Genomic DNA, 23,367 nt, shown 5'->3' with positions numbered 1-23,367 from the left:
TGATCAGTCACCGACAGCGCAAGACAGGACGGGTGCATGGCCGAGGGAGCGTTGCTGGCGTCCCTGCGCGTGCTCGACCTGTCGCTCGGCGACGGTGACGCCGTCGGCCGCATCCTGGCCGACCTCGGCGCCGACGTCCTGAAGATCGAGCCACCCGGCGGCGCACCCGCGAGGCACGCCCCTCCTTCGGTGGCCGGTGTCAGCGTGGGGTTCACGGTGAACAACGCCAACAAGCGGTGCGCAGAACTCGATCCCGACGATCCAGGGGACCGCACCCGGCTGCTCGAGCTCGCCGCCACCGCCGACATCGTCATCGATGCCGGAACTCCAGGTGGTGCAGCACTTTTCGGCACATCCGTCAGGCACCTGGCCGCGACCTTCAGTCACCTGGTGGCGCTGTCGGTCACCGACTTCGGAACGGAAGGGCCCTACGCGGCATGGCGGGCCACCGACGCCGTGTTCTACGCCATGTCGTCGGCGCTGTCGCGCACCGGGCCAACGTCGGGCAGACCGGTGTTGCCGCCGTCGGGGGTGGCGTCATCGACCGCCGCGGTGCAGGCGGCCTGGGCCGTACTCGTCGCCTACTACGACAGGTTGCGTTGCGGCAAAGGCGAATTCATCGACTTCTCCCGCTTCGAAGCCGTCGTCCAGGCGCTGGATCCCCCGTTCGGCTCCGAGGGGCAGGCCGCGGTGGGACTCAAGCCGCCCGGCCAGCTGTGGCGGGGCCGGCCCCGGAACCAGCAGATCTACCCGATCTTCGCCTGCCGGGACGGACACGTGCGGATCTGTCTACTGTCCGCGCGGCAGTGGCGGGGCATGTTCGCCTGGCTCGGGGAGCCGGCGGAGTTCGCCGGCCCCGAGTTCGACACCATCGCCGCACGCTACGCCGCCTCCGATGCGCTCAACACCGCGATCGCGGCCCTGTTCGCCCCCGGGTCCATGGCGGATCTGGTGGCACAGGGGCAGGCCCGAGGCGTCCCCATCGCAGCGGTACGGACGCCGGCAGAGGCGCTGGCGGACAACCACTTCCGGGAGGTCGGCGCACTCACCGACATGTCGCTGACCCCTGATGTCGCAGTGACCGCACCGGTGGGTCCGTTCGTCGTCGACGGACTGCATCGCGGATACCGGCAGCCGCCGCCGGCTCCCGGGACCGACGTTGCGGGATGGCCTGCCGAGCCTTCGGCCGTTCCGTCGCAGCCGCCCCGGGACGGATCCTCGTCGCGACCCTTTGCCGGACTGCGCATCCTCGACCTCGGTGTCATCGTCGCCGGCGGCGAATTGGGCCGACTGTTCGCCGATCTCGGCGCCGAGGTCATCAAGATAGAGAGCCCGGCCTACCCCGACGGCCTGCGACAGACTCCGCCCGGCCAGCCGATGAGTCGGTCATGGGCGCTGACGCACCGCAACGAATACAGCCTCGGCCTCGATCTGCGGCACCCGGCCGGCGCCGAACTGTTCGGCCGGCTTGTCGAGGGCGCCGATGCGGTGTTCGCGAACTTCAAGCCGGGCACGCTGTCCTCGCTCGGATTCGGCTACGACACGCTGCGCGCCCTCAATCCCGGCATCGTGCTCGCCGAGAGCAGCGCCTTCGGTGACCGCGGGCCCTGGAGCGCGCAGATGGGTTACGGCCCGCTGGTCCGTGCATCGACCGGGGTCACGAGGTTGTGGACCTCGCCCGACGCCGAACCGGGCACGTTCTACGACGCGACGACCATCTTCCCCGACCACGTCGTCGGCAGGCTCACCGCGATCGCCGCGCTGAGCGTACTGATCCGGCGACGGTGCGGCAGGGGACCGGGTGGGCATGTGCACATCTCCCAGGCGGAAGCCGCGATCAACCAGCTGGCCGAGGTATACATCGGCGAGGCAGCCAAGGCCGCCGGACTGCCCGTCGTCACCGACGAGGACGCTGTGGACGCGGTGTTCCCCTGCGCGGGCGACGACGAATGGTGCGTGATCTCGCTGCGATCGGCGTCGCACCGGGCCACGGTCGCCGAATTGATCGGGCGCGCAGGTCTTCCGGAGGACCGCGGTGAGCTGATCAGCGCTGTGTCGCGGTGGACGTCGGGGCAGGACAAGGCTGCGGTCGCCGAATACTTGCAGCAGCACGGAGTCCCGGCCGCGCCGATGAACCGCGCGGTCGACGTGGCGCAGGATCCGCAGGTGAGCTTTCGGCGGTTGTTCACCGACATGACGCACCCACTGATGGACCGGCCTATCCCCGCCGAGACGGGACCGGCGCCGTTCACCCGGATTCCCCGCGCCGAGTTGCGGCCGGCCCCGATGGCCGGCGAGCACACCGTCCAGGTCTGCCGTCAGGTGCTCGGGTTGAGTACCGAACGGATCGACGCACTGATCACCGACGGCGCACTGTTCGCCCACGACAACAGCTAGGAGGCTGTTCCAGCATGCCCATCGACCCCAGGACACCGGTGCTCGTCGGCTACGGCCAGGTGAACCAGCACGATGAGAACCCCGACGTCGAACCGGTGGACCTCATGGTGGCCGCCGCGCGTGAGGCCGCGGATCCGCGCGTTCTCGAGGCCGTCGACGCCGTGCGCATCGTCAACCTGCTGTCGTGGCGATATCGAGATCCGGGATTGCTTCTTGCCCAACGTATCCGCGCCGACGGGGCGGCCACACGCTACACCGGCATCGGCGGCAACGTGCCGCAGACACTGGTCAACCTGGCATGCCTGGACATCCAGCAGGGCCGCGCCGACGTCGTGTTGATCGCGGGCGCGGAGACGTGGCGCACCCGGACCCGGATGCGCGCCCAGGGCAGGAAGCAGGACTGGACGCGCCAGGACGAATCAGTGCCGCTGGCCCCGGGGTCGGACGAGAACATGCCGATGGCGGGTCCCGGCGACCTCAAGATCAACCTGGACCGCCCGGCGTACGTGTATCCGATGTTCGAGCAGGCGGTGCGCATCGCCGCGGGAGAGTCGCCGGACGAGCACCGCCGCCGGATAGGGGATCTGTGGGCGCAGTTCTCGGCCGTGGCCGCGGGCAATCCGCACGCGTGGAGCCGGGAGGCGCTGACCGCCGAGCAGATCTGGCAACCGTCGCCGACGAACCGGATGATCAGCTGGCCCTACACCAAGTTGATGAACTCCAACAACATGGTCGATCAGGGTGCCGTGCTGATCCTGGCGTCGGCGGAGAAGGCCACCACTCTCCAGATCTCCTCCGAGCGTTGGGTTTTCCCCTACGCCGGGGCCGATTCCCGCGACACGTACGCCATCGGTGAGCGGGCGGAATTCCACACCTCTCCGGCGATCCGCATCGCGGGCCGCCGCGCACTGGAGCTCGCCGGCGCCGGGATCGACGACATGGACCTGGTGGACGTGTATTCGTGTTTCCCGTCGGCCGTCCAGGTCGCGGCCAAGGAGCTCGGCCTTCCCATCGGTGACCCGGCTCGGCCGCTGACCGTGACGGGCGGACTGACGTTCGCCGGAGGGCCGTGGAACAACTACGTCACGCACTCCATCGCCACCATGGCCGAGCAGCTGGCGTCCCGGCCGGGAAAGCGCGGTCTGATCACCGCCAACGGCGGATACCTGACCAAGCACAGCTTCGGCGTATACGGCACCGAGCCCCCGGAACACGAATTCCGTTGGGAGGACGTCCAAGCCGAGGTCGACGCCGAACCCACCCGCACCGCGCTGGTCGACTGGAGTGGGGTGGGGACTGTCGAGTCGTGGACGACGCCGGTGGATCGCGACGGCACGCCCGAAAAGGCGTTCCTGGCGGTGCGGACACCCGAGGACGCCCGGGTACTCGCGGTGATCACCGATCCGGCCGACGCCGAAACGACCGTGCGGGACGACATCGCCGGCGCGTCGGTACGCGTGCACGAGGACGGTACAGCGTCGCTGGAACAGCCTCGTTAGTTGGTGGTCGGTGGTGGTGCCTTGAAGGGGTGGTACCACTTCCATTGGGCGCGTTCGCCGGTCGGTCCGCGGTACGGCGGAACGCGGGGTGGGGCGGTGGTGGGTGGCCGGGCCAGTGAGGCGCCGCTGAGTGGACGACCTCGGGCGTCGGCGACGACGAGGGTGTGGGCCGGTCCGGTGAGGGTGATGACGCCGCGGTGATGCGCCCGGTGATGGAACGGGCAGACGAGCACCAGGTTGTCGAGTTCGGTCACGCCGCCGTCTTCCCAATGGATCAGGTGGTGCGCGTGCAGGCCGCGGGTCGCCCCGCAGCCGGGCACCACACAACAGCGGTCGCGGTGCTCCAGCGCCCGGCGTAGCCGCCGGTTGACGGTGCGGGTGGCCCGCCCGGCCCCGATGGGTTGGCCGTGGCGTTGGAACCACACCTCGCAGGTGGCATCGCAGCTCAGGTAGCGGCGCTGCTCGTCGGTCAGCAGCGGACCCAGATGCAGCGCCCCGACCTTCGTGTCCACATCGACGTGCACGACGACGGTGGTGTGCTGGCCGTGCGGACGCCGGGCCGCTTCGGCGTCCCAACTGGACTCGACCAGCCGGGTGAACGCCCCCAGCATGCTCGGGAACGGCGCCACGCCCGCCCCGTCGCGGCCCTCGATCCGGTGGTCGTCTTTCCACTCGGCGATCAGGGCATCGCGGTGGGCCGACAACGCTGCGTCGAACACGGCAGCCTCGGGATTCGCCAGCCGGATCCGCCACGTCGTGAACCCCGCTTCGCTGATCTTGGTGATGGACTGCCCGGCCTCCGGACCGGGCTGCGGACGAACCTCGCCGTCCTCGTCGTCGTCCTCTTCGTCGTCCTCTTCGGGGGTGGGGTCGGGTTCGGGGGGCAGTTCTTGTGTGACCGCGGTGCGTAACTGGGTGACCGTCGCATACCGCGCCAACCCCACATAATGGTCATCGGAGCCGTCACCGGCGCGTTCGGCGATCACCCCCACCTGATCCAGCGACAACCAGCCCTGCCGCAACCCGGTGGTGCAGCGCGGGAACTGCTCGGCCCGATCAGCCACCGCGACGATGGTCTCGGCGTTGCGCGGGGACACCCCCAGCTTCCACGCCACCAGCGAGGCGATCGATTTCGCCCCCGTCATGCCCCACAGCCGGTCACCGTCGAGTTCGGCCACGATATCGACGATGCGCCCATCGATCGCGTTACGCTGACCCGCCAACTCCGACAACTCGTCGAACAACACCTCAAGACGCTCCTTAGGTCCCAAAGATGTTGCCGCCAAAGACATAACACCATCACACCAGAAGGGTCCGACAAATTTTGGATCGCGCGAGGCGGCTCGTTACAGCAGCCCGAGCGCGGCCACCGCGTCGCGCTCGGCGCGCAACTCGGCAACCGACGCGTCGATCCGCGCTCGCGAGAACGGGTTGATGTCAAGGCCTTCGACGATCTCCCAGCGGCCGTCGACCGAACGGCACGGGAACGAGCAGACCAGCCCGTCGTCCACGCCATAGACACCGGGGGAGGGCAATGCCACCGACGTCCAGTCGCCCTCGGGCGTCCCGTGCACCCAGTCGTCGACGTGGTCGATCGCCCCGTTGGCGGCGGAGGCAGCCGAGCTCGCGCCTCTGGCCTCGATAATCGCGGTACCACGCCGTGCCACGGTCGGGATGAAATCATCGGTGAGCCAACGGGTGTCGGCGGCGTAGTCGGCGCCGGCCCGTCCGCCGACGATGCAGTGGAAGATGTCGGGGTACTGGGTCGGCGAGTGATTGCCCCAGATCGTCATCCTGCTGATTTCGGTGACGGGAACCCCCGAGTGCCGGGCCATCGCCGCGACGGCGCGGTTGTGGTCGAGGCGGGTGAGCGCGGTGAACCGCTCTGCGGGGATGTCCGGGGCGTGCGCGGAGGCGACCAGCGCGTTGGTGTTGGCAGGGTTTCCGACGACCAGCACCCGTAAGTCAGCGGACGCACCGGCGTTGAGGGCCCTGCCCGCCGTCGCGAAGATCTGGGCATTCGCGCTGAGAAGGTCGGCTCGTTCCATCCCCTTGGAGCGCGGCTTGGCACCGATCAGCAGCGCGATATCGACGCCGTCGAAGCCCTTGGCCGGGTCGTCGAAGATCTCGGTGCTCGCCAACAGCGGGAACGCGCCGTCGTCGAGTTCCATCACGACGCCCTCGGCCGCGCGCACGGCATCAGGCAACTCGAGTAGCCGCAGGTGTACGAGCGTGTCGTGGCCGAGCATCGCGCCTGCCGCGATGCGAAACAGCGCGGCATAGCCGATCTGACCTGCCGCGCCCGTGACGGCGACGGTGACCGGAGACGGGGAGGTCGACATGAGAGGTAACCCTAGTCAGGGTGCGTCGGCCGGCACGTCGGTGTACCCGGGGACGAACCCCTCCGCGGAGAAGGTGAAGCCTTTGCCGCTGAATTCGGATTGGCACGAGATGCCGGTGGCCTCTTGGACATTGCATCGAAATCCGGCGGCAGCGAGGACCCGGTTGAACGGCAGCACGGTCGCGGGTCCCGGCTCCAGTGCGACGCCCGGCGCAGGAAGCGCGGCGAACTGTGGATCGGCGTTGCGGTCCACGACGACGGCGTTCGGTGCGGTCGGTTCGCCGTCGGGACCCGGCACCTCGTCGGGCGCGCCGGTGATCCCGATGCGGGTGCTGGATTGGGCGTTCTGGCAGCCCGCGCTCACGCGCGGCACAATCGCACACTCCCACCGCCCGCTCGGCGAGGTGAAGTAGTACCCGGTCTGCCCGTCGACGGCCGCCGCGAAGTCGAACGCATTGGCCAGGTGCGCGTTACTGGGCCGGGTGGTGGTCACCGATGGTGCCGGCGGGGGTGCCTGCTGCGCGCTGCTGTCGTCGGTGTTGACGACCACGGGACCCGAGCAGGCCAGGCACAGCAGCGCCAGCGCCGGGATGCCGACGCGGTGGACGGTTCGCATGAGCCCCATTGCACCATCCGGTCACTGCGTGACCTCGGCCCGGAGCCCCGTGTCGAGCGACACTCGCACCAGCGCCGCCGCCAGCCGCGCACAGTTCGTGCCGCCCAACTCGGCCAGCTCGTCGGCATCGGCGGGCAGACCGAGCTGCGCGGCGGCGCGGGTGGCCCGCGCGTCGAAGTGCGGGCGCACCCATGTCCAGACATCCTGGACTTCGCGCAGGAAGATGTCGACGCCGGTGTCGCCGATGCCTGCGAACTGCTTCAGGAGCTTCCCGGCCCGGGGGACGTCGTGACCGGCGCGCTCGGCCAGGCCCCGGAGGTCCCCGTGGTACTCGTCGCGCACCGCGGTCGCGATGGCGACCAGACGAGTCGCCGAACTCTCGTCGTAGCGCGCGTACCCGGCTCGCCCGAAGGCCGCGATCATCGTCGGGCGGTCCGCCGCGAGCACGGTGGCGGGGGTGCGCAGCTTCTCGGCGAACAACTCGCGTGCGGCGCGCATGGCGATCGCGGCACCGATCGGCTTGCTGGCCAGCATGCACAGCGTCAGCAGCTCGAACAACGGCATCGGCGTGTCGTCGAGCCGGATGCCGGCCTCTTCCGCGTAGGTCGTACCGGCGGTGTCCAGCAGGCGCCGGAGCGTCGCGTCGGTGGTCATCTCAGCGGGCTACCCTGCGTCCGCGGCACCAATCGCTATCGCTGTTTGGCGGGCAGGCTCTTGGCGTACTCGACGCCGCGGGTGACCCACGGTGAGAGCTGTCGCCTGGTCCTGAGGCCCTCGGCCTGCACCCGGAGCCAGCCGCGGGTCTCGCGCCCGGACATGATCATGGGCTCCACGTGGTCGCGGTCGAGCAGGCGGGCGGTGTCCTCGGGCGGCACCCGGACCATGAGGCCACCCTTCGAGCTGACGGCGACCGACATGTTGCCGTTGATAAGGAACGCCAGCCCGCCGAACATCGTCTTCTCCTCGACACCCCGCTCGGTGGACAGCAGTTCCCTGATCCGGTCGGCGAGTTCGGTGTCGTACGCCATGACGTGACGCTAGCGCCCCGCGGGCGACCAGCCCAGCGTCGGCCCCAGCTTCTCGGCGATGTCGGTGATGATCTGTGCGTAGTCGTCGGCGCCGAAGGTGAACGGCAGCGCGAACGCCACCTCGTCGGCGCGCTGGAATCCGGCGTGGGCGAACAGCTGATCGGCGAGTTCGTCCGAGGTACCGACATAGTCGGGTGAGAAGAGCATGCCTCGCGGGCCCTGCGGGGTCTTGGTCCGCTCGATGCGGCTCGCGGCGTAGTCGCGGTAACGGCGGACCTGGTCGTCGGTGGCCGAGTCGGTGGGGATGACGACGAGCCCCTGGGACACCCGCGCCTGCTCGGGCCGGGGGTGGTGGGCGCGGAAGGCGTCGATCTGCTCGCCCTGGATGGTGGCGAAGTCGCGCGACTCGGAACCTTCTGTTGTCACCACGGAACTGGTCAGGTAGTTGATGCCCTGCTGGCCGGCCCAGATCGCCGAGTCGAGGCCGCCGCCGTACCAGATGCGGTCGGCCAGGCCGGGGGAGTGTGGCTGGATGTGATCGGTGAACTGTTCGATGCCGACCGTGCCCGCGAAGTCGCTGACCGGCTCGCCGCGCAGGTGCCGCAGCAGCCGCAGCACCCGCTCTTTCGAGAAGTCCTGAAGCTCATGAGATTCCGGGTACAACGCGGTCTTGTAGTGCTCGTACATCATCGGTGTGCCGACCGAGACGCCGGGGTTGATGCGCCCACCGGACATGATGTCGACGGTGGCGAGGTCCTCGGCCAGGCGGAACGGGTTCTCCAGGCCCAGCGGGATCACGGCAGTGCCCAGCTCGATGCGGCTGGTCCGCTGGCTGGCTGCGGCCATGATGGCGACGGGCGAGGAAATCCCGGGCTGCAGATGACGATCACGCAGCCAGACGCTGTCGTAGCCGAGTTCTTCGGCCCGCTGGATGGTCTGCAGGGTCTCCTCGATGCCGGGGCCCGGGTCGGCGGCGTCGAAGCGGCCGATCGTCAGGAACCCGAGCTTGCGCAGCGGTTCTCCGCGTCTGGGCATGGCGCTCCCTTCTCCTCGGCGAACAGACACAAACTCGCACGAAATCCCTCGGGACCGTGCGAGTTTGCGTCTACTCGCGCTATTCGCTTGTCAGGCCGCGACTGTGGCTGTCTCGGCGACCGGCTCCAGAGCCAGCGCGACGATGTCGGCCACGTCGGTCATCGGCCGGACCTCCACCGCCTCCAGCACCTCGGCAGGCACGTCGTCCAGATCGGGCTCGTTGCGCTGCGGGATGAAGACGGTCTTCAGCCCGGCCCGTTGCGCCGCCAGCAGCTTCTGCTTGACGCCGCCGATGGGCAGCACCCGCCCGTTCAGCGTGACCTCGCCGGTCATGCCGACGTCGCTGCGCACCTTCCGGCCGGTGGCCATGGACACCAGCGCCGTCACCATCGTGACACCCGCGGACGGACCGTCCTTGGGCACCGCGCCTGCCGGGAAGTGCACGTGGATCTGCCGATCCAGCTCCTTCGGGTCGACGCCCAACTGCTCGGCGTGCGCACGGACGTAGGACAGCGCGATCTGCGCCGACTCCTTCATCACGTCACCCAGCTGACCGGTCAGCTGCAGCCCAGCCTCGCCGGAGTTCGAGTTCGCCTCGATGAAGAGCACGTCGCCGCCCAGACCTGTGACGGCCAGTCCGGTCGCCACACCCGGCACCGCGGTGCGTTCGTCGGACTCGGGCGTGAATCGCGGACGACCAAGGTACGCAACAAGATCGGGCTCGTCGATGGTCAGCGGCTCCTCGGACTCGTCCCTGGCAGCCAGCTTCGTCGTGGCTTTGCGCAGGGCCTTCGCCAGCAACCGTTCGAACTGCCGCACACCCGGCTCACGGGTGTAGTCGGCCGCAATCTTGTGCAGCGCAGCGTCGGTCACCGTCACTTCCTCGGCGGTGAGCGCAGCACGCTCGGCTTGGCGGGGCAACAGGTAATCCCGCGCGATGGCCACCTTGTCGTCCTCGGTGTACCCGTCGATCTGCACCAGCTCCATGCGGTCCAGCAGCGCCTGCGGGATGTTCTCGATGACGTTGGCCGTCGCCAGGAACACCACGTCGGACAGGTCGAGATCGAGGTCCAGGTAGTGGTCGCGGAACGTGTGGTTCTGCGCCGGGTCCAGCACCTCCAGCAGCGCCGCACTCGGGTCGCCGCGGTAATCCGAACCCACCTTGTCGATCTCGTCGAGCAGCACGACAGGGTTCATCGACCCCGCCTCGCCGATCGCCCGGACCAGCCGACCCGGCAGGGCGCCGACGTAGGTGCGCCGGTGGCCGCGGATCTCGGCCTCGTCGCGCACGCCGCCGAGGGCGACGCGAACGAACTTGCGGCCCAACGCCCGTGCCACCGATTCGCCCAGCGACGTCTTGCCCACACCGGGAGGGCCCGCCAACACCATCACGGCGCCGGACCCTCGCCCACCGACAACGGCCATGCCGCGCTGGGCGCGACGGGCCCGAACCGCCAGATACTCGACGATCCGGTCCTTCACGTCGTCCAGACCGTGGTGGTCGGCGTCGAGGATCTCCCGAGCGGACTTCAGGTCCGTCGAATCCTCGGTCGTGACGTTCCACGGCAGGTCCAGCACGGTGTCCAGCCAGGTGCGGATCCAGCCGCCCTCGGGACTCTGGTCGCTGGAGCGTTCCAGCTTGCCCACCTCACGCAGCGCCGCCTCGCGCACTTTCTCGGGCAGATCGGCCGCCTCGACACGGGCACGGTAGTCGTCGGAGCCTTCGGGCTCACCCTCGCCGAGTTCCTTGCGGATGGCGGCCAGCTGCTGGCGCAGCAGGAATTCCTTCTGCTGCTTGTCCATGCCGGCGCGGACGTCCTCGGCGATCTTGTCGTTCACCTCGGTCTCGGCCAGGTGTTCACCGGTCCAGCTGATCAATGAACGCAGCCGCTCGGCCACGTCCTCGGTCTCCAGCAGTTCACGCTTGTGCACGTCGCTCAGGTAGGCGGCGTAGCCGGCGGTGTCGGCCAGCGCGGACGGATCGGTGATCTTGTTGACCACGTCGACGATCTGCCACGCCTCGCGACGTTGCAGCATCGCCAGCAGGAGCTTCTTGTACTCCGCGGCCAGCGCCCTGACCTCGTCGGTGGCGTCCGCCTCGACCACTTCATCGATCAGCACCCACAGCGCCGCACCCGGGCCCGTCGTTCCGGAACCGATGTGCGCACGCTTCTCGCCGCGAATCACCGCGGCGGCACCGCCACCGGGCACGCGACCGACCTGCACGATCGAGGCGAGCACGCCGTAGGTGGGGTAGCGGTCGTCGAGCCGGGGCGCGATGAGCAGCTTGCCCGTCTCGCTGGCCTGCGCGGCATCCACGGCCGCGCGGGCGGCGTCGTCGAGTTCGATCGGCACCACCATTCCGGGCAGCACGATCGGTTCACTGACAAACAAGACCGGCACTGATGTGGCTTCAGCCATTTATCCTCCAAAGTTGAACCTGATGCGCTCAACCCTGTCGCGGCCGCCTTTGTTCCCGCTGAGATTTCGCCGCGGGCGGAATAGTGACCGCGTCGGATCGGTCGTAGCCCTCATGGGTGCATCAGCGCAGTTCGACGATCCTGTCCGAGGCCGAGTGGTTGCGATCACCGGCGCCAGCAGCGGCATCGGGGAGGCCACGGCGCGGTTGCTGGCCGCGCGGGGCGCGCGGGTGGTGCTCGGGGCTCGCCGTACCGATCGCCTCGAGGCGCTTGCCGACGACATCCGGGCCGGCGGCGCGCAGGTGGCGACGGTGACCACGGACGTGACACGGGCCGAGGATCTCGTGAGGTTGGTCGACACGGCCGTCGGCGAGTTCGGGCGCCTCGACGTGCTGGTCTCCAATGCTGGGGTGAGCGAAATCGGGCCCCTGGTCGACGGCGACCTCGCGGGCTGGTCGTCGATGGTCGACGTCAACCTTCGCGGCGTGCTGCACGGCATCGCCGCGGCCACACCGGTGTTCCGGCGTCAGGAACGCGGGCACTTCGTGACGACGGTGTCCACCGCCGGGCTCAAGATCGTGCCGGACATGGGCGTGTACGCGGCGACCAAGAACGCCGTTCGCACCGTCATGGAAGCGTTGCGGCAGGAATCGACCGACGGCGTCATACGCACCACATCGATCTCGCCCGGCTTCGTCAACACCGAGCTCGACGGTTCCATCTCGAACCCCGAGCTGCGTGCGCAGATCCGCTCCAGCATGGACACTTTCGGTCTCGCCCCCGAGGCGGTGGCCCGTGCGATCGTGTTCGCGATCGAGCAGCCACACGACGTCGAGATCGGCGACATGACCATCCGCCCGACTGTTCAGGGCTGACGGCCGAGTCCACGACACAGCAGAGAGCCTGCCGCTCGGGGGAAGCGGCAGGCTCTCTGTGGTGTGGGTGGTGCGTCAGGCGGTGGCCTGAGCCCCCAGGACACGCTGGATGTCCGGCTTCATCTGCTGAAGCTGCTGACCCCAGTAGCCCCAGCTGTGGGTACCGGCGGCGGGGAAGTTGAAGACGCCGTTGATACCGCCCGCAGCGATGTAGCTGTCGCGGAAGCTGATGTTGGTGCGCAGCGTGAATCCTTCGAGGAACTGCGCCGCCATCAGGTTCTGACCCGGGGTTCCGGTGTCCAGATCCGACGGGGTGCCGGTGCCGCAGTAGATCCAGACCCGGGTGTTGTTGGCCACCAACTGATTGACGTTGACCATCGGGTCGTTACGCTTCCACGCCGGGTCCGACGACGGGCCCCACATGCTCTCGGCGTTGAAGCCACCGGCGTCGCTCATCGCGAGGCCGATCAGCATCGGCCACCATCCCTCGGAGGGGTTCAGGAAGCCCGAAAGCGAAGCGGCATAGATGAACTGCTGCGGATGGTAGATCGCGTAGGTCAGCGCCGCGCCGCCTGCCATCGACAGACCGACGACGGCGTTACCGGTGCGGGACACGCCGCGGTTGGCCTCCAGCCACGCCGGCAGCTCCTGGGTCAGGAACGTTTCCCACTTGTAGGTGTAGTTCTGACCGTTGCCGCGAGACGGCTGGTACCAGTCGCTGTAGAAGCTGGACTGTCCACCGACGGGCATGACCGTCGACAGGCCGGACTGGTAGTACCACTCGAACGCCGGGGTGTTGATGTCCCAGCCGTTGTAATCGTCCTGGGCGCGCAGACCGTCCAGCAGGTACACGGCCTTGGGGCCGCCGCCCTGGAACTGCACCCGGATGTCACGGTTCATGGACGGCGAGAACACGTCCAGATACTCAACGGGCAAACCCGGCCGGGAGAACGCTCCCGCCGTTGCCGAACCCCCGGCGAAGCCGATCAGCCCGGGCAGCACCGCTGCGGCCATAGCGGCAGTTGCCACCCGGCGCAGCAGGACCTTTCGGGTACCCCGGACTTTCTCTATCCACTTCATAACGGCAACCAACCCACCTTTCTCATTCACTTTCAAAGTTCCGCAGTGCTCTCGCAATATCTGCCGTCGCTGTGCACATGTCATGCAACACGTTGTGGCCACGCGACCCGCCGCCCGACACGGTGCAACGACGTCGCGTTTGGCTAACGATTACGCCTCGGGAAGGACTCGCGGTCGCCTGCCGGGGCGGGCATGCTGACCACCTGGCTATTCAAAAACCCTGAACAGCAATGACTTTGGATTCATGAACCATCCCGGTCTGGACGTCACGGTACCGGCCTGGGAAGCTCGAGGTCGAGATGACCTCCGACAGATCTGCTTCCGCCGATGACGATCCCTTCGACCTCGCACGCTTTGTCGCGGCACAGGAGGGGGTCTATGCGACGGCGCTTGCGGAGCTGCGCGCGGGCGCCAAGCGAACTCACTGGATCTGGTTCATCTTTCCGCAGCTGCGCGGGCTGGGCCGCAGCGCGACCGCGCAGCGGTACGGCATCTCCTCGCTCGACGAGGCTCGGGCGTACCTGCGGCATCCCGTGCTGGGGCCACGCCTGGTGGAGTGCGCAGGCGTCCTCGCCACGCATGCGGATCGCTCCGCCACCGACATACTCGGCTATCCCGACGATCTGAAGGTGCGGTCGTCGATGACGTTGTTCGCCAGGGCCGGGCAGGAGACGGTGTTCGGTGAGGTGCTGGCGGCCTTCTACGACGGCGAGGATCCCGCCACGCTGGACCTGCTGGACTGACCGCTCAGCGCGGCGCCAGGATCAGCCAGCCGTTCGCCGGCACGACGGTGTCGGACACCTCGTCGGCGGGGGGCGCTCCGGAACCGGCGACGACGACCGCGCGTTCCACCCCGAGGCCGGTCAGCGACAGCGGCATCGGCTCGTCGTCGATGTTGAGGGCGACGACGAGAGCGTCGTCGCCGTTGCGTGTGGTGTAAACGTATCCGCGGTTGGTCACCGACAGCGGTGTCGTCCTCGCGGTGTGCAGCCACGGATGCCTGCGCCGCACCCCGATCAGGTGCTGGTGGGTCCGGAACACCTGATGTCCGTGCTCGCCCACTCCCTCGAACGGTGACTGGAATTCGGGCCGCACCGCGTCGTCACCGCCGAACCGCTCTTCTTTCACGCCGCGGTAGGCGACCTCGTCGCCCGCGTAGATGCTCGGCGTCCCTCCGGTGGTGAGCAGCAGTACCAGAGCGTGGTCGACATGCTCGGCGTCGCTCAGCTGGCTGGCGATGCGGGTGACGTCGTGGTTGCCGATGAAGGTCAGTGGCACGAAGGTGTCGAGGAATTCGTTGTGCCGCGTCAGCGCCCAGTCGAGTTCGTGGAAGTTACCGTCGTTGAGGCTGCTCCAGATGGCCTTCCACAGCTCGTACTGGGTGATCGAATCGAACCCGGAGTCCTTAACCCTCGCCTGGTAGTCCCCGTGGATGACCTCGCCCACGAACCACGCATCCGGGTGGTTCGCCCGCACCCGGGGCAGGACCTGCGCCCAGAACCTGTCGGGGACGGCATAGGCGGCATCCAGTCGCCACCCGTCGGCGCCCCGGGCGAGCCAGTGGCTCATCACGTCGACGGTGTAGTCGATGACCTCGTCGTTGCGATGGTTGAGCGCGATCAGGCCGTCGTGGCCCTCGAAGGTGGCGAACTCGTCGCCGCGCCCACGGAACCACGACCTGTCGCCGCCGGCCACCGCGTCGCGGTACCGCGGAAAGTCCGTCCCGACGTGGTTGAACACCCCGTCGAGCAGAACCCGCAGCCCTCGGTCGTGAGCCGCTGCCACCACATGGTCGAAGTCGCCGTCGTCGCCGAGCCTGGGGTCGATGCGGTAATGATCGGTGGTGTCGTAACCGTGGGTTCGCGACTCGAACACCGGCCCGAGCGCCAACCCTGACGCGCCGAGTTCGACGGCGTAATCCAGCCAGTCGGCGACCCGGCGGAAGCGGTGCTCGTCTGCGCCCGGTGCGGGATCTGCGGGGTGGGCTCCGACGAAGCCCAGCGGGTAGATCTGCCACCAGATGACATGCTCGACCCAGTCTGGTTCCGCCACCTGCTCGGTCACGGTCGAAACGCCTGTGCGTACAAGGTTTTCATCTCTTCTGTCAGGCCGGCTGCGGGTCCGGCGACGGTGACGCCGGGGGCGACGGTCGGGATGGGCAGGCCGGCAACCGGAGGAGGCGGGGCGTTCCACTCCGCCAGCCACTGCGTGAGCTGGGCTGACGACGCGGCGTAGACGACACGTCCCAGGCCTACCCAGGCGTGCGCGGCGGCACACATCGGGCAGTGCTCGCCGGAGGTGTAGACGGTGCAGCGGGCCCGCTCCGCGGGTGTCATGTTCTCGACGGCCCAGCGCGCGATGGCGAACTCGGGGTGGCGGGTGGCGTCACCGTCTTTGACCCGGTTGTGGTCCTCGAAGCGTACGGCGCCGTCGTGGTCGACCAACAGCGAGCCGAACGGCTCGTCACCGCCCTGCAGCGCGGCGCGGGCGAGGTCGACGCATCGACGCAGGAACCTGAGGTCGTCATCGGTGAGCGTCACGGTCACCCGCAGCACTGGTTCTGCAGCCGGCACGCGCACGACGCCACGATGGGTACATCGGCTCGCGCCGAGGCGAGTTCGAGCTGCCTGCCGATGATCACCGCCTCGGCGTCGCGCCCCAACCTGGTCAGGCACTCGTGATACCCGTGCAGACTCCACACGTTGCCGGGATGCTGGCAGGGCCGGCTCAGGGTCGGGTCCAACCCGAGATCGGCGGCGTACACCCGGGCGGCCTCGTCGACGTGACCCTGTTCGAGCAGCAGCGCGCCGAGCGCATGCCGGGTCGGCTGCATCCACCCCCACGGTTCGTCGTAGGGCAGGTTGTCGTCGAGTTCGACAGCGCGCCGCAGGTGCATGAACGCATCGTCGAATCGACCAGCGCGGTAATCGATTTCGCCGTCCAGCATCTCGGCGCCGACGGCCAGGATGTCGCGGCTGGTGTTGTTGAACAGATACCGGCTGTCGGGGATCCGCGCGTACGCCGCCGTGAAGAGCTCGCGCTCCGCCTCGGCCCGATCGAGATGACCGCTTGCCGCGTGGGCCACCCCACGCCCGTAGTGGATGGTCGCGGTGGTCGTGCAGTACAGCTCAGGATCGTCGGGCAACGTGGTGTCGATCAGTTCGGCCCAGCGGCCGAAGCGGATCAGCACGTGGACCCGCAGCGGCACGAACGCCTCCAGCCAATCGGCCATCGGCGGTGACTCGATGGCCAGCAACTCCGGGGTGAGTTGGTCCGCGAGATCGTCGGCCGCCTGCAGCGCGACTGCCGAATTGGCCTCGAACATGGCCGAATACACGACGAAATGCAGATTGTGCGCGCGGTAGAGCGAATAGAAGTTCAGCGCGCCCTGGTGCTCGACGAAGCGCCGATCCACGTCGACCGCCGCAAGATTGGCCACCACCGAGTCGTGGTAGTTGCCGCACAGTACGTCGATGTGGCTGGGCATGTGCTGGAGGTGCCCGGCGTCGGGCACCAGTCCACGCAGGAGGTCCGCAGCGGGGAGCGCCTCCTGGGGTGTCGTCGACATCTCCATGGTGTGCAGGTAGATGTGCAGAACTCCGGGGTGTGTCCGTCCAGCGGCGGTGGCCAGCGCGTCGTCCATGATCCGCTTGGCCTCGACCACCCGTGAGCCCGGCGCGGGTTCTCCGGTTCGACTGTCCCACAACGCCCATGCGGTGACATTCACCAGCGCGTCGGCGGCCAAGGCCGCCACGTCCACGTCATCGGGATAGTCCTGCGCCAGTGCATACATCGCGTCGGCATAGGCCGAGTGGCCGGCCTGCAGGGCGTCGGCGTCGTCGGCGTCGTCAGTGGGGAAGCGCTCGGTGAGCGCCGCGATCAACCCGCGCTCGACGGCGGAGGCCCGTCCGGTGGCTGCCAGCCCGAGTTCTTTGCGCGCCCGGGCCAGCGACGCGGCGAGGTCGACAGGGTCGAACGCCTCCCAGCCCTTGTTGTAGTTCGGTCCGATCGCATAGGCCACGCCCCACCGCGCCAGCGCGAAATCGGCGTCGAGTTCCAGTGCGCGGTCGAAACAGTGGATCGCCTCTTCATGGTTGAAGGCGTAGGACCACACCATGCCCCGGTCGAACCACACCTGCGCCTCGGCAGAGGGAGTGTCAGTCGGCCGATGGTAGGAGCCGAGGTCGTAGTAAGGCTCGGTACCCCCCGGCGCGGCGTTCATAGAGGGCACGATAATTCACCCGGGCAGCGGTGGCGAGGACTGCCAGACAACACCCTGCCGCGGCCCAGATGGCCAGCGTGACCAACGGCGTGACGGCGCCGTGGCCATCGAAGTAGGAGATGCTGCGCAGCAGCGACACCCCGGATCCCTGCGGCACGATCGTGCTGAACGTCGAGTAGAAGCCCGACAGCAGCGGCCTGCCGACCGGACCTGCGGCCGCCGCATTGCCGACCACGACGAGGAACAGGCCGAGCAGCACCGAGGCCAGGGTGCCGAACGCGGCGGCGACCCCGGTGACGGCTCCTCCGACGGCCATCGCGTAGAGCCACAGCACGGCGAACACCTGCAGGGGGTGGCCGGTGAGCGCGTCGAGCACCGGCCCGACGTAGACGGTGACGACGCCGGCGAGCACCGCGGAGAAAACGGCCAGCGACACGGTGCGCAGGGCCAGCGTGGACGGGGTGCGCACCGTCCCCATCAGGCGGCCGAGCAGGGCCGCACCCAGTGACGCGCCGATGGAGATGAAGATGACGGCGTAGAACTCGACGGTGCCCGACGGGTCACCGGCCGACGTCGGTGCGACGTCCTCGACGGTCGGCGTCAGGCCGGCCCGCTCGGCCGTCGCCCGGCCGACCACCTCGGCGGCCGCCGCGACACTGTGGCCACCGCCGCCGGCCACGTAGATGGTCATCTGGCGATCGGGCGTGACGGCGAAGGCGGTGTCGGCCGTGCGTTCATAGACCTGCGCCCTGGCCGCCGCCGCATCACCGACGGCGTTGACGGACAACGCATTCTGGTCCCGGAGGCCGTCGACGATCTGCTGCGGAGCCGCCACCGCGACGGTCATGTGGTGCAGTGCCGGTTTGGCGAACGCGCCCGAGTAGCTGGCCACCATCGCGATCACGAACACGGTCAGCCCGGCCAGGGCGAGCACCGTCGTGCGGATCGCGGAGCGATTGCGGATGCCGGCGAGGTCAGGGGTGTGGTGTCTACCCACGAGTGGATCCTTTCTGGGTGATGCCGAGGAGCACGTCGACGGTGTGGAGCGCCGCTCGCACACGGGAATGCAGGTCGGAGGCGTGCGGGTCCTCCATCCAGGAGCGCAGGACCTCCATGAATCCGCCCACCAGGAATCTGCTGACGGCGTCTGCAGGTAGGGGGGCGATGCTGTCGAGCACCGCCATGCCCTCGGCGGCGATCTGCCGGCACGGGGCCATCAGCGCGTCGCGATACATCGTCAGCACGTGGTGGTTGACGGTGCTCGGGACGATGTTGCGACACATCGACGGATGCCGGTCAGCGAAGGCGAACAGTTCCAGGACGCGGGTGCGGGCGTCGGCACCGTCAGCGCCGGCGACCGCTCGGTCGAACGCGTCGCTGAAGGCTGCGGTGACAGCGTCGTCGCGGTCGCGGAAGTGCCGGTAGAACACCTGCCTGCTGACCTCGGCCCGGGTGACGAGGTCGCCGACGGTGATTTCGTCGACGGCATGCTCGTGTGCCAGGGCGAAGGCAGCCTCGCGGAGGCGGGTACGCACCCGCTCGGCGCGGGGGTCGGCGCTGCGGCCGCGGTCGGACATGGCTACAGGCTAGAAGACTTCATTTACAGTTGTCCACGAAAGCTTAGGTAATCTAAGACACCTCGATTGCACGGTGTGACCGGCGTCCCGTCGGCCGACTACGGTGACGCTCATGATCCGTTGTGTCAGATTGTGGACCGGCACCGACGACGAATCCCATGTCCAGACCGGCCGGCTCGAAATGACGGAAGGCCGTAACGCCGACCTGGTGTCGACGGCCATGGGCGCCACGCACGTCACGGTCGAAGAGACCGCGACGGGCGGCACCCTGGACTGGCACACCGCACCGGTGCGTCAGCTCGTCGTCACGCTCGCAGGCACGCTCGTGTTCACGACCCGCGACGGCGAAGAGTTCACCCTGCATCCGGGTGACGTCCTCCTGGCCGAGGACACCACCGGCACCGGTCACCAGTGGCGCCTCGTCGGCACAGATCCCTGGCGGCGCATGTACGTCGTGCTCGCCGACGGTGTCGAGGTGCCGTTCGTCGCCGACTGAGCACTAATGCCCGGCCACCACGTCCGCTTCGTCCGGATCATTCACATTCACGGGGTCCTTGGCGCCGGGCAGGAACCAGAATGCGACACAGACGATTCCGAAGAACACGTATCCCAGCGCGACCTGCGGGCTGGCCGCCCACGCCACCTGGGGCGCATGGATGAGGCCGATGAACGACAGCACCGCCCCGACCGCAGACGCGATCGCGGCGTAGAGGAACTTCTTGTCCAGGATGAACGTCACCATCGTGCCGAGAATCAGCCCGACGAGCACTGCCCCCTCACCGAGCGTCTTCAGTCCCTCGTAGACGACGCCGGCACTGTTGAGGGCCTCCGTCGTCACCTCGGCCGCCGACGTCCCCGCGGCGTTGAGGGCATTGTCGATCAGTCCGTGCGCCCACTGTGCGAGGTTCGGCAGGATCGCCGCGACCACCGCCACGGCATGTAGTCGCGGTACGGCCTGGAAGGCCTGTGCGCCGATGAGCAGGCCGATGTAGAGCAGGATCGGCACGATCGCGGGAACCGGCAGCAGCGAGTCGAGGACTCCGAAAAGCCCGAGGAAGCACAGGATTCCGATGACGACACCGCTGGCCAGCGAGTACCCGGCACGGCCGCCTGCGTCTTTCCAGCCCGGGTGGCCGATGTACACCGCGGGCGGGAACGGTGAGCCGAACGCGGAACCGATCACGGCGCCGGCGCCGTCGGCGAGCAGCACGCTGCGGAGATTGAAGTTGTCACCGGCGGCCGCGGCGCTCTCGACGTTGCTCATCGCCTCGGTGAAGTTGTACACGCCGAGCGGGATCGCCGTACCCAGCAGCGGTGCCAGGTCGGAAAGTCCGTTCAACAGCATGTCGAGCCGCAGATCCGGGATACCGATCGCGATGTCGCTGACCGCCTGGCCGACGTCGGGAGCGGACATGTACCCGCCCGCCCAGCCGATCGCGGTGCCGATCAGCAGGGCCACCAACCCGATCGGGATGCCGCCGGGGATCTTCACGTTGGTGAAGAAGCCGATCAGGATGATCGCCAGCACGGGCAGGCCGATCCAGGCCGCCTCCCACATCTGGGCCGCCGGGCGCATGGAGATGAACGTGATCGAGATGCCGGCAAGCGTGCCGAGCATGGCAGCGCGCGGGGTGAGCTTGCGGATGTAGGGACCGACGAACGCGCCGATCATGACGATCACGCCGATCAGGAACGCCCACGCCAACCCGGCCTGCCACGCCTGGATGGGGTCGTCGGTGTTGAGATACACCGGAAGCATCACCACGAAGATCACGATGAACAGGTGCGGGACACTGGGGCCGTAGGGCAGCGCGGTGACGTCGGATCTGTTCTCGCGCCGGGCAAGTCGGCGGGCCAGGAACGTGTAGTAGAGGTTGCCGAGAATCAGGGCGACACCCAGCGCCGGCAGTACGGTGCCCAGCACGTCGCCGGCGGGAACGGCGATGACGCCGATCATCAGCCCGGTCAGGGTCAGGACGTTGACCAGGATGTTGAAGCCCAGACCGAAGAACGCGTTGGTGTCCCCGCGGGTCCACCACGGTATCGACACCGGTTTCTCGGCAGCGGGTTCGGCGGGCGGCGTGGCGGGTGAATTGGTGACGTCGGTGCTCATCGGATCCTCTTTCGCTGCCCTAGACGGAGATGGTGGTGAGTTGAGTGAGTGCCGGAATGACGGCTGCGGTGTCGGCCACCCAGCCGAAGATGCCGCCCTGTGCCTTGATCATCTCCAGGCCGATGCGCTGGAACTCCGGGAAATACGAACCCACGCAGTCGGATACGACAAGGCATTCGTACCCGCGGTCGTTGGCTTCCCTGGTGGTGGTGTGCACGCACACCTCGGTGGTGACGCCGGTGATCAGCAGTTGCGTGATTCCCGCCGCGGTGAGGATGTCGGACAGTTCGGTGGCGTAGAACGCGCCCTTGCCGGGCTTGTCGATGACGACCTCGCCGTCGATGGGTGCGAGTTCGTCGACGATGTCGTGCCCGTACTCGCCGCGGATCAGGATTCGGCCGTACCTGCCGGGATCGCCGATGCGCTTCGAGGGCGCGCCGCGGTTGAGTTTGGCCGGCGGGCAGTCGGCGAGGTCCGGCTGGTGTCCTTCTCTGGTGTGGATCACCATGAGGCCGGCCTCCCGGGCGGCGCCGATCAAAGAGGCAAGCGGCGGAACCACTTTCAGCAATTGGCCCACGTCGTTGCCCAGGCTCTCGCCGAAGCCGCCGGGCAGCAGGAAGTCTCGCTGCATGTCGATCACGATGAGTGCGGTCTTTCCCGCGACGATCGGGAAGGAAGTCGGTTCGGCGGGCACGTCGACGGTGTGGGTCACAGGCGCTCCTCGGCTGGGGTGGGGACAACGGATGGCGATGTCGGTGCTGGGTGAGGACCGCGGGGCTCGTCGAGGATCTGCGCGGCCAGCTGCAGGACGGTGTCGTCGCTGAGGGCGTTGCCGAGCAGCATGGCGCTGTACGGCCGTCCGTCCGCCGTCATGCCCAGCGGTATCGCGGCGCCCAGGAGGTCGAGGAGATTCCCGAAATGGGTGTAGTGGCCGAGCATGGTGTTGCAGTCGATGGGGGCAGCCAGGACCTCGTCGACGGTGAATGTGGTTCCGATGGTGGGTAGCACGAAGACATCCATCCGCTGCCACAGCCGACCGACGACAGCCTTGAGCTCCTGCAGCTTCTGCAAGGCGGTGAAGGTGTCGACGGCGGTGTATTTGTGCCCGCCCTCGAAGATCTGGCGGACCACGGGATGGATCGATTCCGGCTGCGCCGCAAGGAAATCTCCGAACTCCACGAGACGTTCGGCAACCCAGGGTCCCTGGTAGAGCAGGGTGCCTGCGGCCAGGAACGGTTCGAGCGAGACCTCGACGATGGTGTGGGTCCTGGCGAGGTGTTCGCGAAACGCGAGGTGCGCGCGTCGCATGTCGTCGTCTCCGAAGAATTCCAGCTCCGATTCGGGCGGGAGTCCGACCCGAATCGTGCCGCCGGCGAATCGGGATCCGCGGTCCCGCGACCAGGGGTCGTCGTCGTCGCGCCCGACCATCGCGTCCAGCGCTCGGTCGACGTCGTCGATGCAACTCGCCATGACGCTGAGGCAGTCGAGCGATTTGCATGCGGGGACCAGGCCGACCGTGCTGATGAGCCCGCGTGACGGTTTGTAGCCGACGACACCGTTGAGCGCGGCGGGCACGCGGCCGGAGCCGGCGGTGTCGGTGGCCACGGCGAAGGGCACCTGCCCCAGTGCCACGGCCAGCGCAGAGCCGGAACTGGAACCGCCGGAGATCATTTCGTTGCCGTACACGCTGCGCGGGATGGTGTACGGCGTACGGGTGCCGTTGAGCCCCGTGGCGAACTGGTCGAGGTTCGTCTTGCCGACGTAGAGAGCGCCGGCGTCGAGAAGCCGCTGCACGGCCGGCGCGGTGGCCGTCGCGATGTAGGAGTAATCCGGGCACGACAGCGTCGTCGGCTGGTTGGCGACGTCGATACTGTCCTTGACCCCGAACGGCACTCCGTAGAGCGGCAGCGTGCGGGCGCCGGGGCGACGTTCGATCGCCTCGGCAGCGGCGATCAGCCGGTCGCGCGGGACCGTGGACAGCCAGGTGCCGTCATCGCCCCTGGCCGCGATCGCGTCGGCGACCCGAGCGGCGGTCTTGGTCGGGGAGCCCGTACCGCCGGCGTGCGACGCGAGGATCTCTGCCACAGAGGGCCCGACGGATGGACCGTGGAAGTCGTCGACCATAACTGTCGATTGTCGACAGAATGATGGCGAATTCGGGTCG

Annotated in this window: 21 protein-coding genes; 5 read left to right on the top strand and 16 right to left on the bottom strand. The window is 68.2% G+C overall.

Features of this window, described 5'->3' with window-relative positions; genetic code table 11:
* Window positions 1-36 precede the first annotated feature (36 nt).
* Window positions 37-2,397, top strand: a complete 2,361-nt coding sequence (locus EL337_RS14745) for a CaiB/BaiF CoA transferase family protein (RefSeq protein ID WP_048631047.1) — start codon at window positions 37-39, stop codon at window positions 2,395-2,397.
* Between the two features lie 14 nt (window positions 2,398-2,411).
* Entirely contained in the window at window positions 2,412-3,896 is a 1,485-nt protein-coding gene (locus EL337_RS14740) for an acetyl-CoA acetyltransferase (RefSeq protein ID WP_048631046.1), read from the top strand.
* Here EL337_RS14740 and EL337_RS14735 read toward each other — a convergent pair.
* From EL337_RS14735 to lon, 7 genes are all read right to left on the bottom strand, one after another.
* On the bottom strand, window positions 3,893-5,188 hold the full coding sequence (locus tag EL337_RS14735; protein WP_126316588.1) for an HNH endonuclease signature motif containing protein: 1,296 nt from the start codon (window positions 5,186-5,188) through the stop codon (window positions 3,893-3,895). The two genes, EL337_RS14740 and EL337_RS14735, sit on opposite strands and share 4 nt — an antisense overlap.
* Window positions 5,189-5,242: 54 nt before the next feature.
* Window positions 5,243-6,238 carry a malate dehydrogenase gene (locus tag EL337_RS14730; RefSeq protein ID WP_048631044.1) on the bottom strand — a complete coding sequence of 332 codons (996 nt, stop codon included), beginning with the start codon at window positions 6,236-6,238 and terminating at the stop codon, window positions 5,243-5,245.
* Window positions 6,239-6,253: 15 nt separating this feature from the next.
* Complete coding sequence (locus EL337_RS14725; RefSeq protein ID WP_048631264.1) at window positions 6,254-6,853, bottom strand: hypothetical protein; 600 nt, start codon at window positions 6,851-6,853, stop codon at window positions 6,254-6,256.
* Between the two features lie 21 nt (window positions 6,854-6,874).
* A complete protein-coding gene (locus EL337_RS14720; RefSeq protein ID WP_048631043.1) occupies window positions 6,875-7,507 on the bottom strand; it encodes an endonuclease in 633 nt (210 codons plus the stop codon).
* Window positions 7,508-7,542: 35 nt separating this feature from the next.
* Window positions 7,543-7,881 (bottom strand): TfoX/Sxy family protein, encoded by a 339-nt coding sequence (locus tag EL337_RS14715; protein ID WP_048631042.1) that lies wholly within the window; start codon window positions 7,879-7,881, stop codon window positions 7,543-7,545.
* A 9-nt stretch (window positions 7,882-7,890) separates the two neighbouring features.
* Window positions 7,891-8,916 carry an LLM class flavin-dependent oxidoreductase gene (locus EL337_RS14710; RefSeq protein ID WP_048631041.1) on the bottom strand — a complete coding sequence of 342 codons (1,026 nt, stop codon included), beginning with the start codon at window positions 8,914-8,916 and terminating at the stop codon, window positions 7,891-7,893.
* Between the two features lie 90 nt (window positions 8,917-9,006).
* The gene (gene lon / locus EL337_RS14705) at window positions 9,007-11,337 is read right to left on the bottom strand and encodes an endopeptidase La (protein ID WP_048631040.1); all 2,331 of its coding nucleotides are present in this window, start codon (window positions 11,335-11,337) and stop codon (window positions 9,007-9,009) included.
* 112 nt (window positions 11,338-11,449) lie between these two features.
* Between lon and EL337_RS14700 the strand changes: the two genes are divergently transcribed.
* Window positions 11,450-12,211: an SDR family oxidoreductase gene (locus tag EL337_RS14700; RefSeq protein WP_048631039.1), complete on the top strand. Its 762-nt coding sequence runs from the start codon at window positions 11,450-11,452 to the stop codon at window positions 12,209-12,211.
* A 75-nt stretch (window positions 12,212-12,286) separates the two neighbouring features.
* Here EL337_RS14700 and EL337_RS14695 read toward each other — a convergent pair whose 3' ends face one another.
* Window positions 12,287-13,291 (bottom strand): esterase family protein, encoded by a 1,005-nt coding sequence (locus tag EL337_RS14695; RefSeq protein ID WP_048631038.1) that lies wholly within the window; start codon window positions 13,289-13,291, stop codon window positions 12,287-12,289.
* Window positions 13,292-13,590: 299 nt separating this feature from the next.
* Between EL337_RS14695 and EL337_RS14690 the strand changes: the two genes are divergently transcribed.
* Window positions 13,591-14,034: a DUF1810 domain-containing protein gene (locus EL337_RS14690; RefSeq protein WP_048631037.1), complete on the top strand. Its 444-nt coding sequence runs from the start codon at window positions 13,591-13,593 to the stop codon at window positions 14,032-14,034.
* A gap of 4 nt (window positions 14,035-14,038) precedes the next feature.
* Here EL337_RS14690 and EL337_RS14685 read toward each other — a convergent pair whose 3' ends face one another.
* From EL337_RS14685 to EL337_RS14665, 5 genes are read right to left on the bottom strand one after another with little or no spacing between them, the layout of a single operon-like run.
* Window positions 14,039-15,343: an alpha-amylase family protein gene (locus EL337_RS14685; RefSeq protein WP_048631263.1), complete on the bottom strand. Its 1,305-nt coding sequence runs from the start codon at window positions 15,341-15,343 to the stop codon at window positions 14,039-14,041.
* Window positions 15,344-15,351: 8 nt separating this feature from the next.
* Window positions 15,352-15,831 carry a nucleoside deaminase gene (locus tag EL337_RS14680; RefSeq protein WP_048631262.1) on the bottom strand — a complete coding sequence of 160 codons (480 nt, stop codon included), beginning with the start codon at window positions 15,829-15,831 and terminating at the stop codon, window positions 15,352-15,354.
* 2 nt (window positions 15,832-15,833) lie between these two features.
* Window positions 15,834-17,513: a tetratricopeptide repeat protein gene (locus EL337_RS14675; RefSeq protein WP_048631036.1), complete on the bottom strand. Its 1,680-nt coding sequence runs from the start codon at window positions 17,511-17,513 to the stop codon at window positions 15,834-15,836.
* Window positions 17,449-18,510 (bottom strand): membrane protein, encoded by a 1,062-nt coding sequence (locus EL337_RS14670; protein ID WP_048631035.1) that lies wholly within the window; start codon window positions 18,508-18,510, stop codon window positions 17,449-17,451. Before EL337_RS14670 ends, EL337_RS14675 begins: the two co-directional genes overlap by 65 nt.
* Window positions 18,503-19,090: a TetR/AcrR family transcriptional regulator gene (locus EL337_RS14665; protein ID WP_048631034.1), complete on the bottom strand. Its 588-nt coding sequence runs from the start codon at window positions 19,088-19,090 to the stop codon at window positions 18,503-18,505. The genes EL337_RS14670 and EL337_RS14665 overlap by 8 nt, the downstream gene beginning before the upstream one ends.
* 112 nt (window positions 19,091-19,202) lie before the next feature.
* Here EL337_RS14665 and EL337_RS14660 point away from each other — a divergent pair, with 112 nt between their 5' ends.
* The gene (locus tag EL337_RS14660; protein ID WP_048631261.1) at window positions 19,203-19,586 is read left to right on the top strand and encodes a cupin domain-containing protein; all 384 of its coding nucleotides are present in this window, start codon (window positions 19,203-19,205) and stop codon (window positions 19,584-19,586) included.
* A 3-nt stretch (window positions 19,587-19,589) separates the two neighbouring features.
* On the opposite strand, the gene EL337_RS14655 is transcribed toward EL337_RS14660, so the two are convergent.
* Genes EL337_RS14655 through EL337_RS14645 form a run of 3 tightly spaced genes read right to left on the bottom strand, consistent with a single transcriptional unit; the run spans window position 19,590 to window position 23,327 of the window.
* The gene (locus tag EL337_RS14655; RefSeq protein WP_048631033.1) at window positions 19,590-21,203 is read right to left on the bottom strand and encodes a SulP family inorganic anion transporter; all 1,614 of its coding nucleotides are present in this window, start codon (window positions 21,201-21,203) and stop codon (window positions 19,590-19,592) included.
* Between the two features lie 19 nt (window positions 21,204-21,222).
* Window positions 21,223-21,915, bottom strand: coding sequence for a cysteine hydrolase family protein (locus tag EL337_RS14650; RefSeq protein ID WP_048631032.1), 693 nt, complete (start codon window positions 21,913-21,915; stop codon window positions 21,223-21,225).
* Window positions 21,912-23,327 (bottom strand): allophanate hydrolase, encoded by a 1,416-nt coding sequence (locus tag EL337_RS14645; protein ID WP_048631031.1) that lies wholly within the window; start codon window positions 23,325-23,327, stop codon window positions 21,912-21,914. The genes EL337_RS14650 and EL337_RS14645 overlap by 4 nt, the downstream gene beginning before the upstream one ends.
* Window positions 23,328-23,367 lie beyond the last annotated feature (40 nt).

It is taken from the genome of Mycolicibacterium aurum (genome assembly GCF_900637195.1).
Classification (GTDB): Bacteria; Actinomycetota; Actinomycetes; order Mycobacteriales; family Mycobacteriaceae; genus Mycobacterium; species Mycobacterium aurum.
Note: the sequence above shows the minus strand (reverse complement) of the source record. Positions and strands in the feature narration are given on the sequence as shown.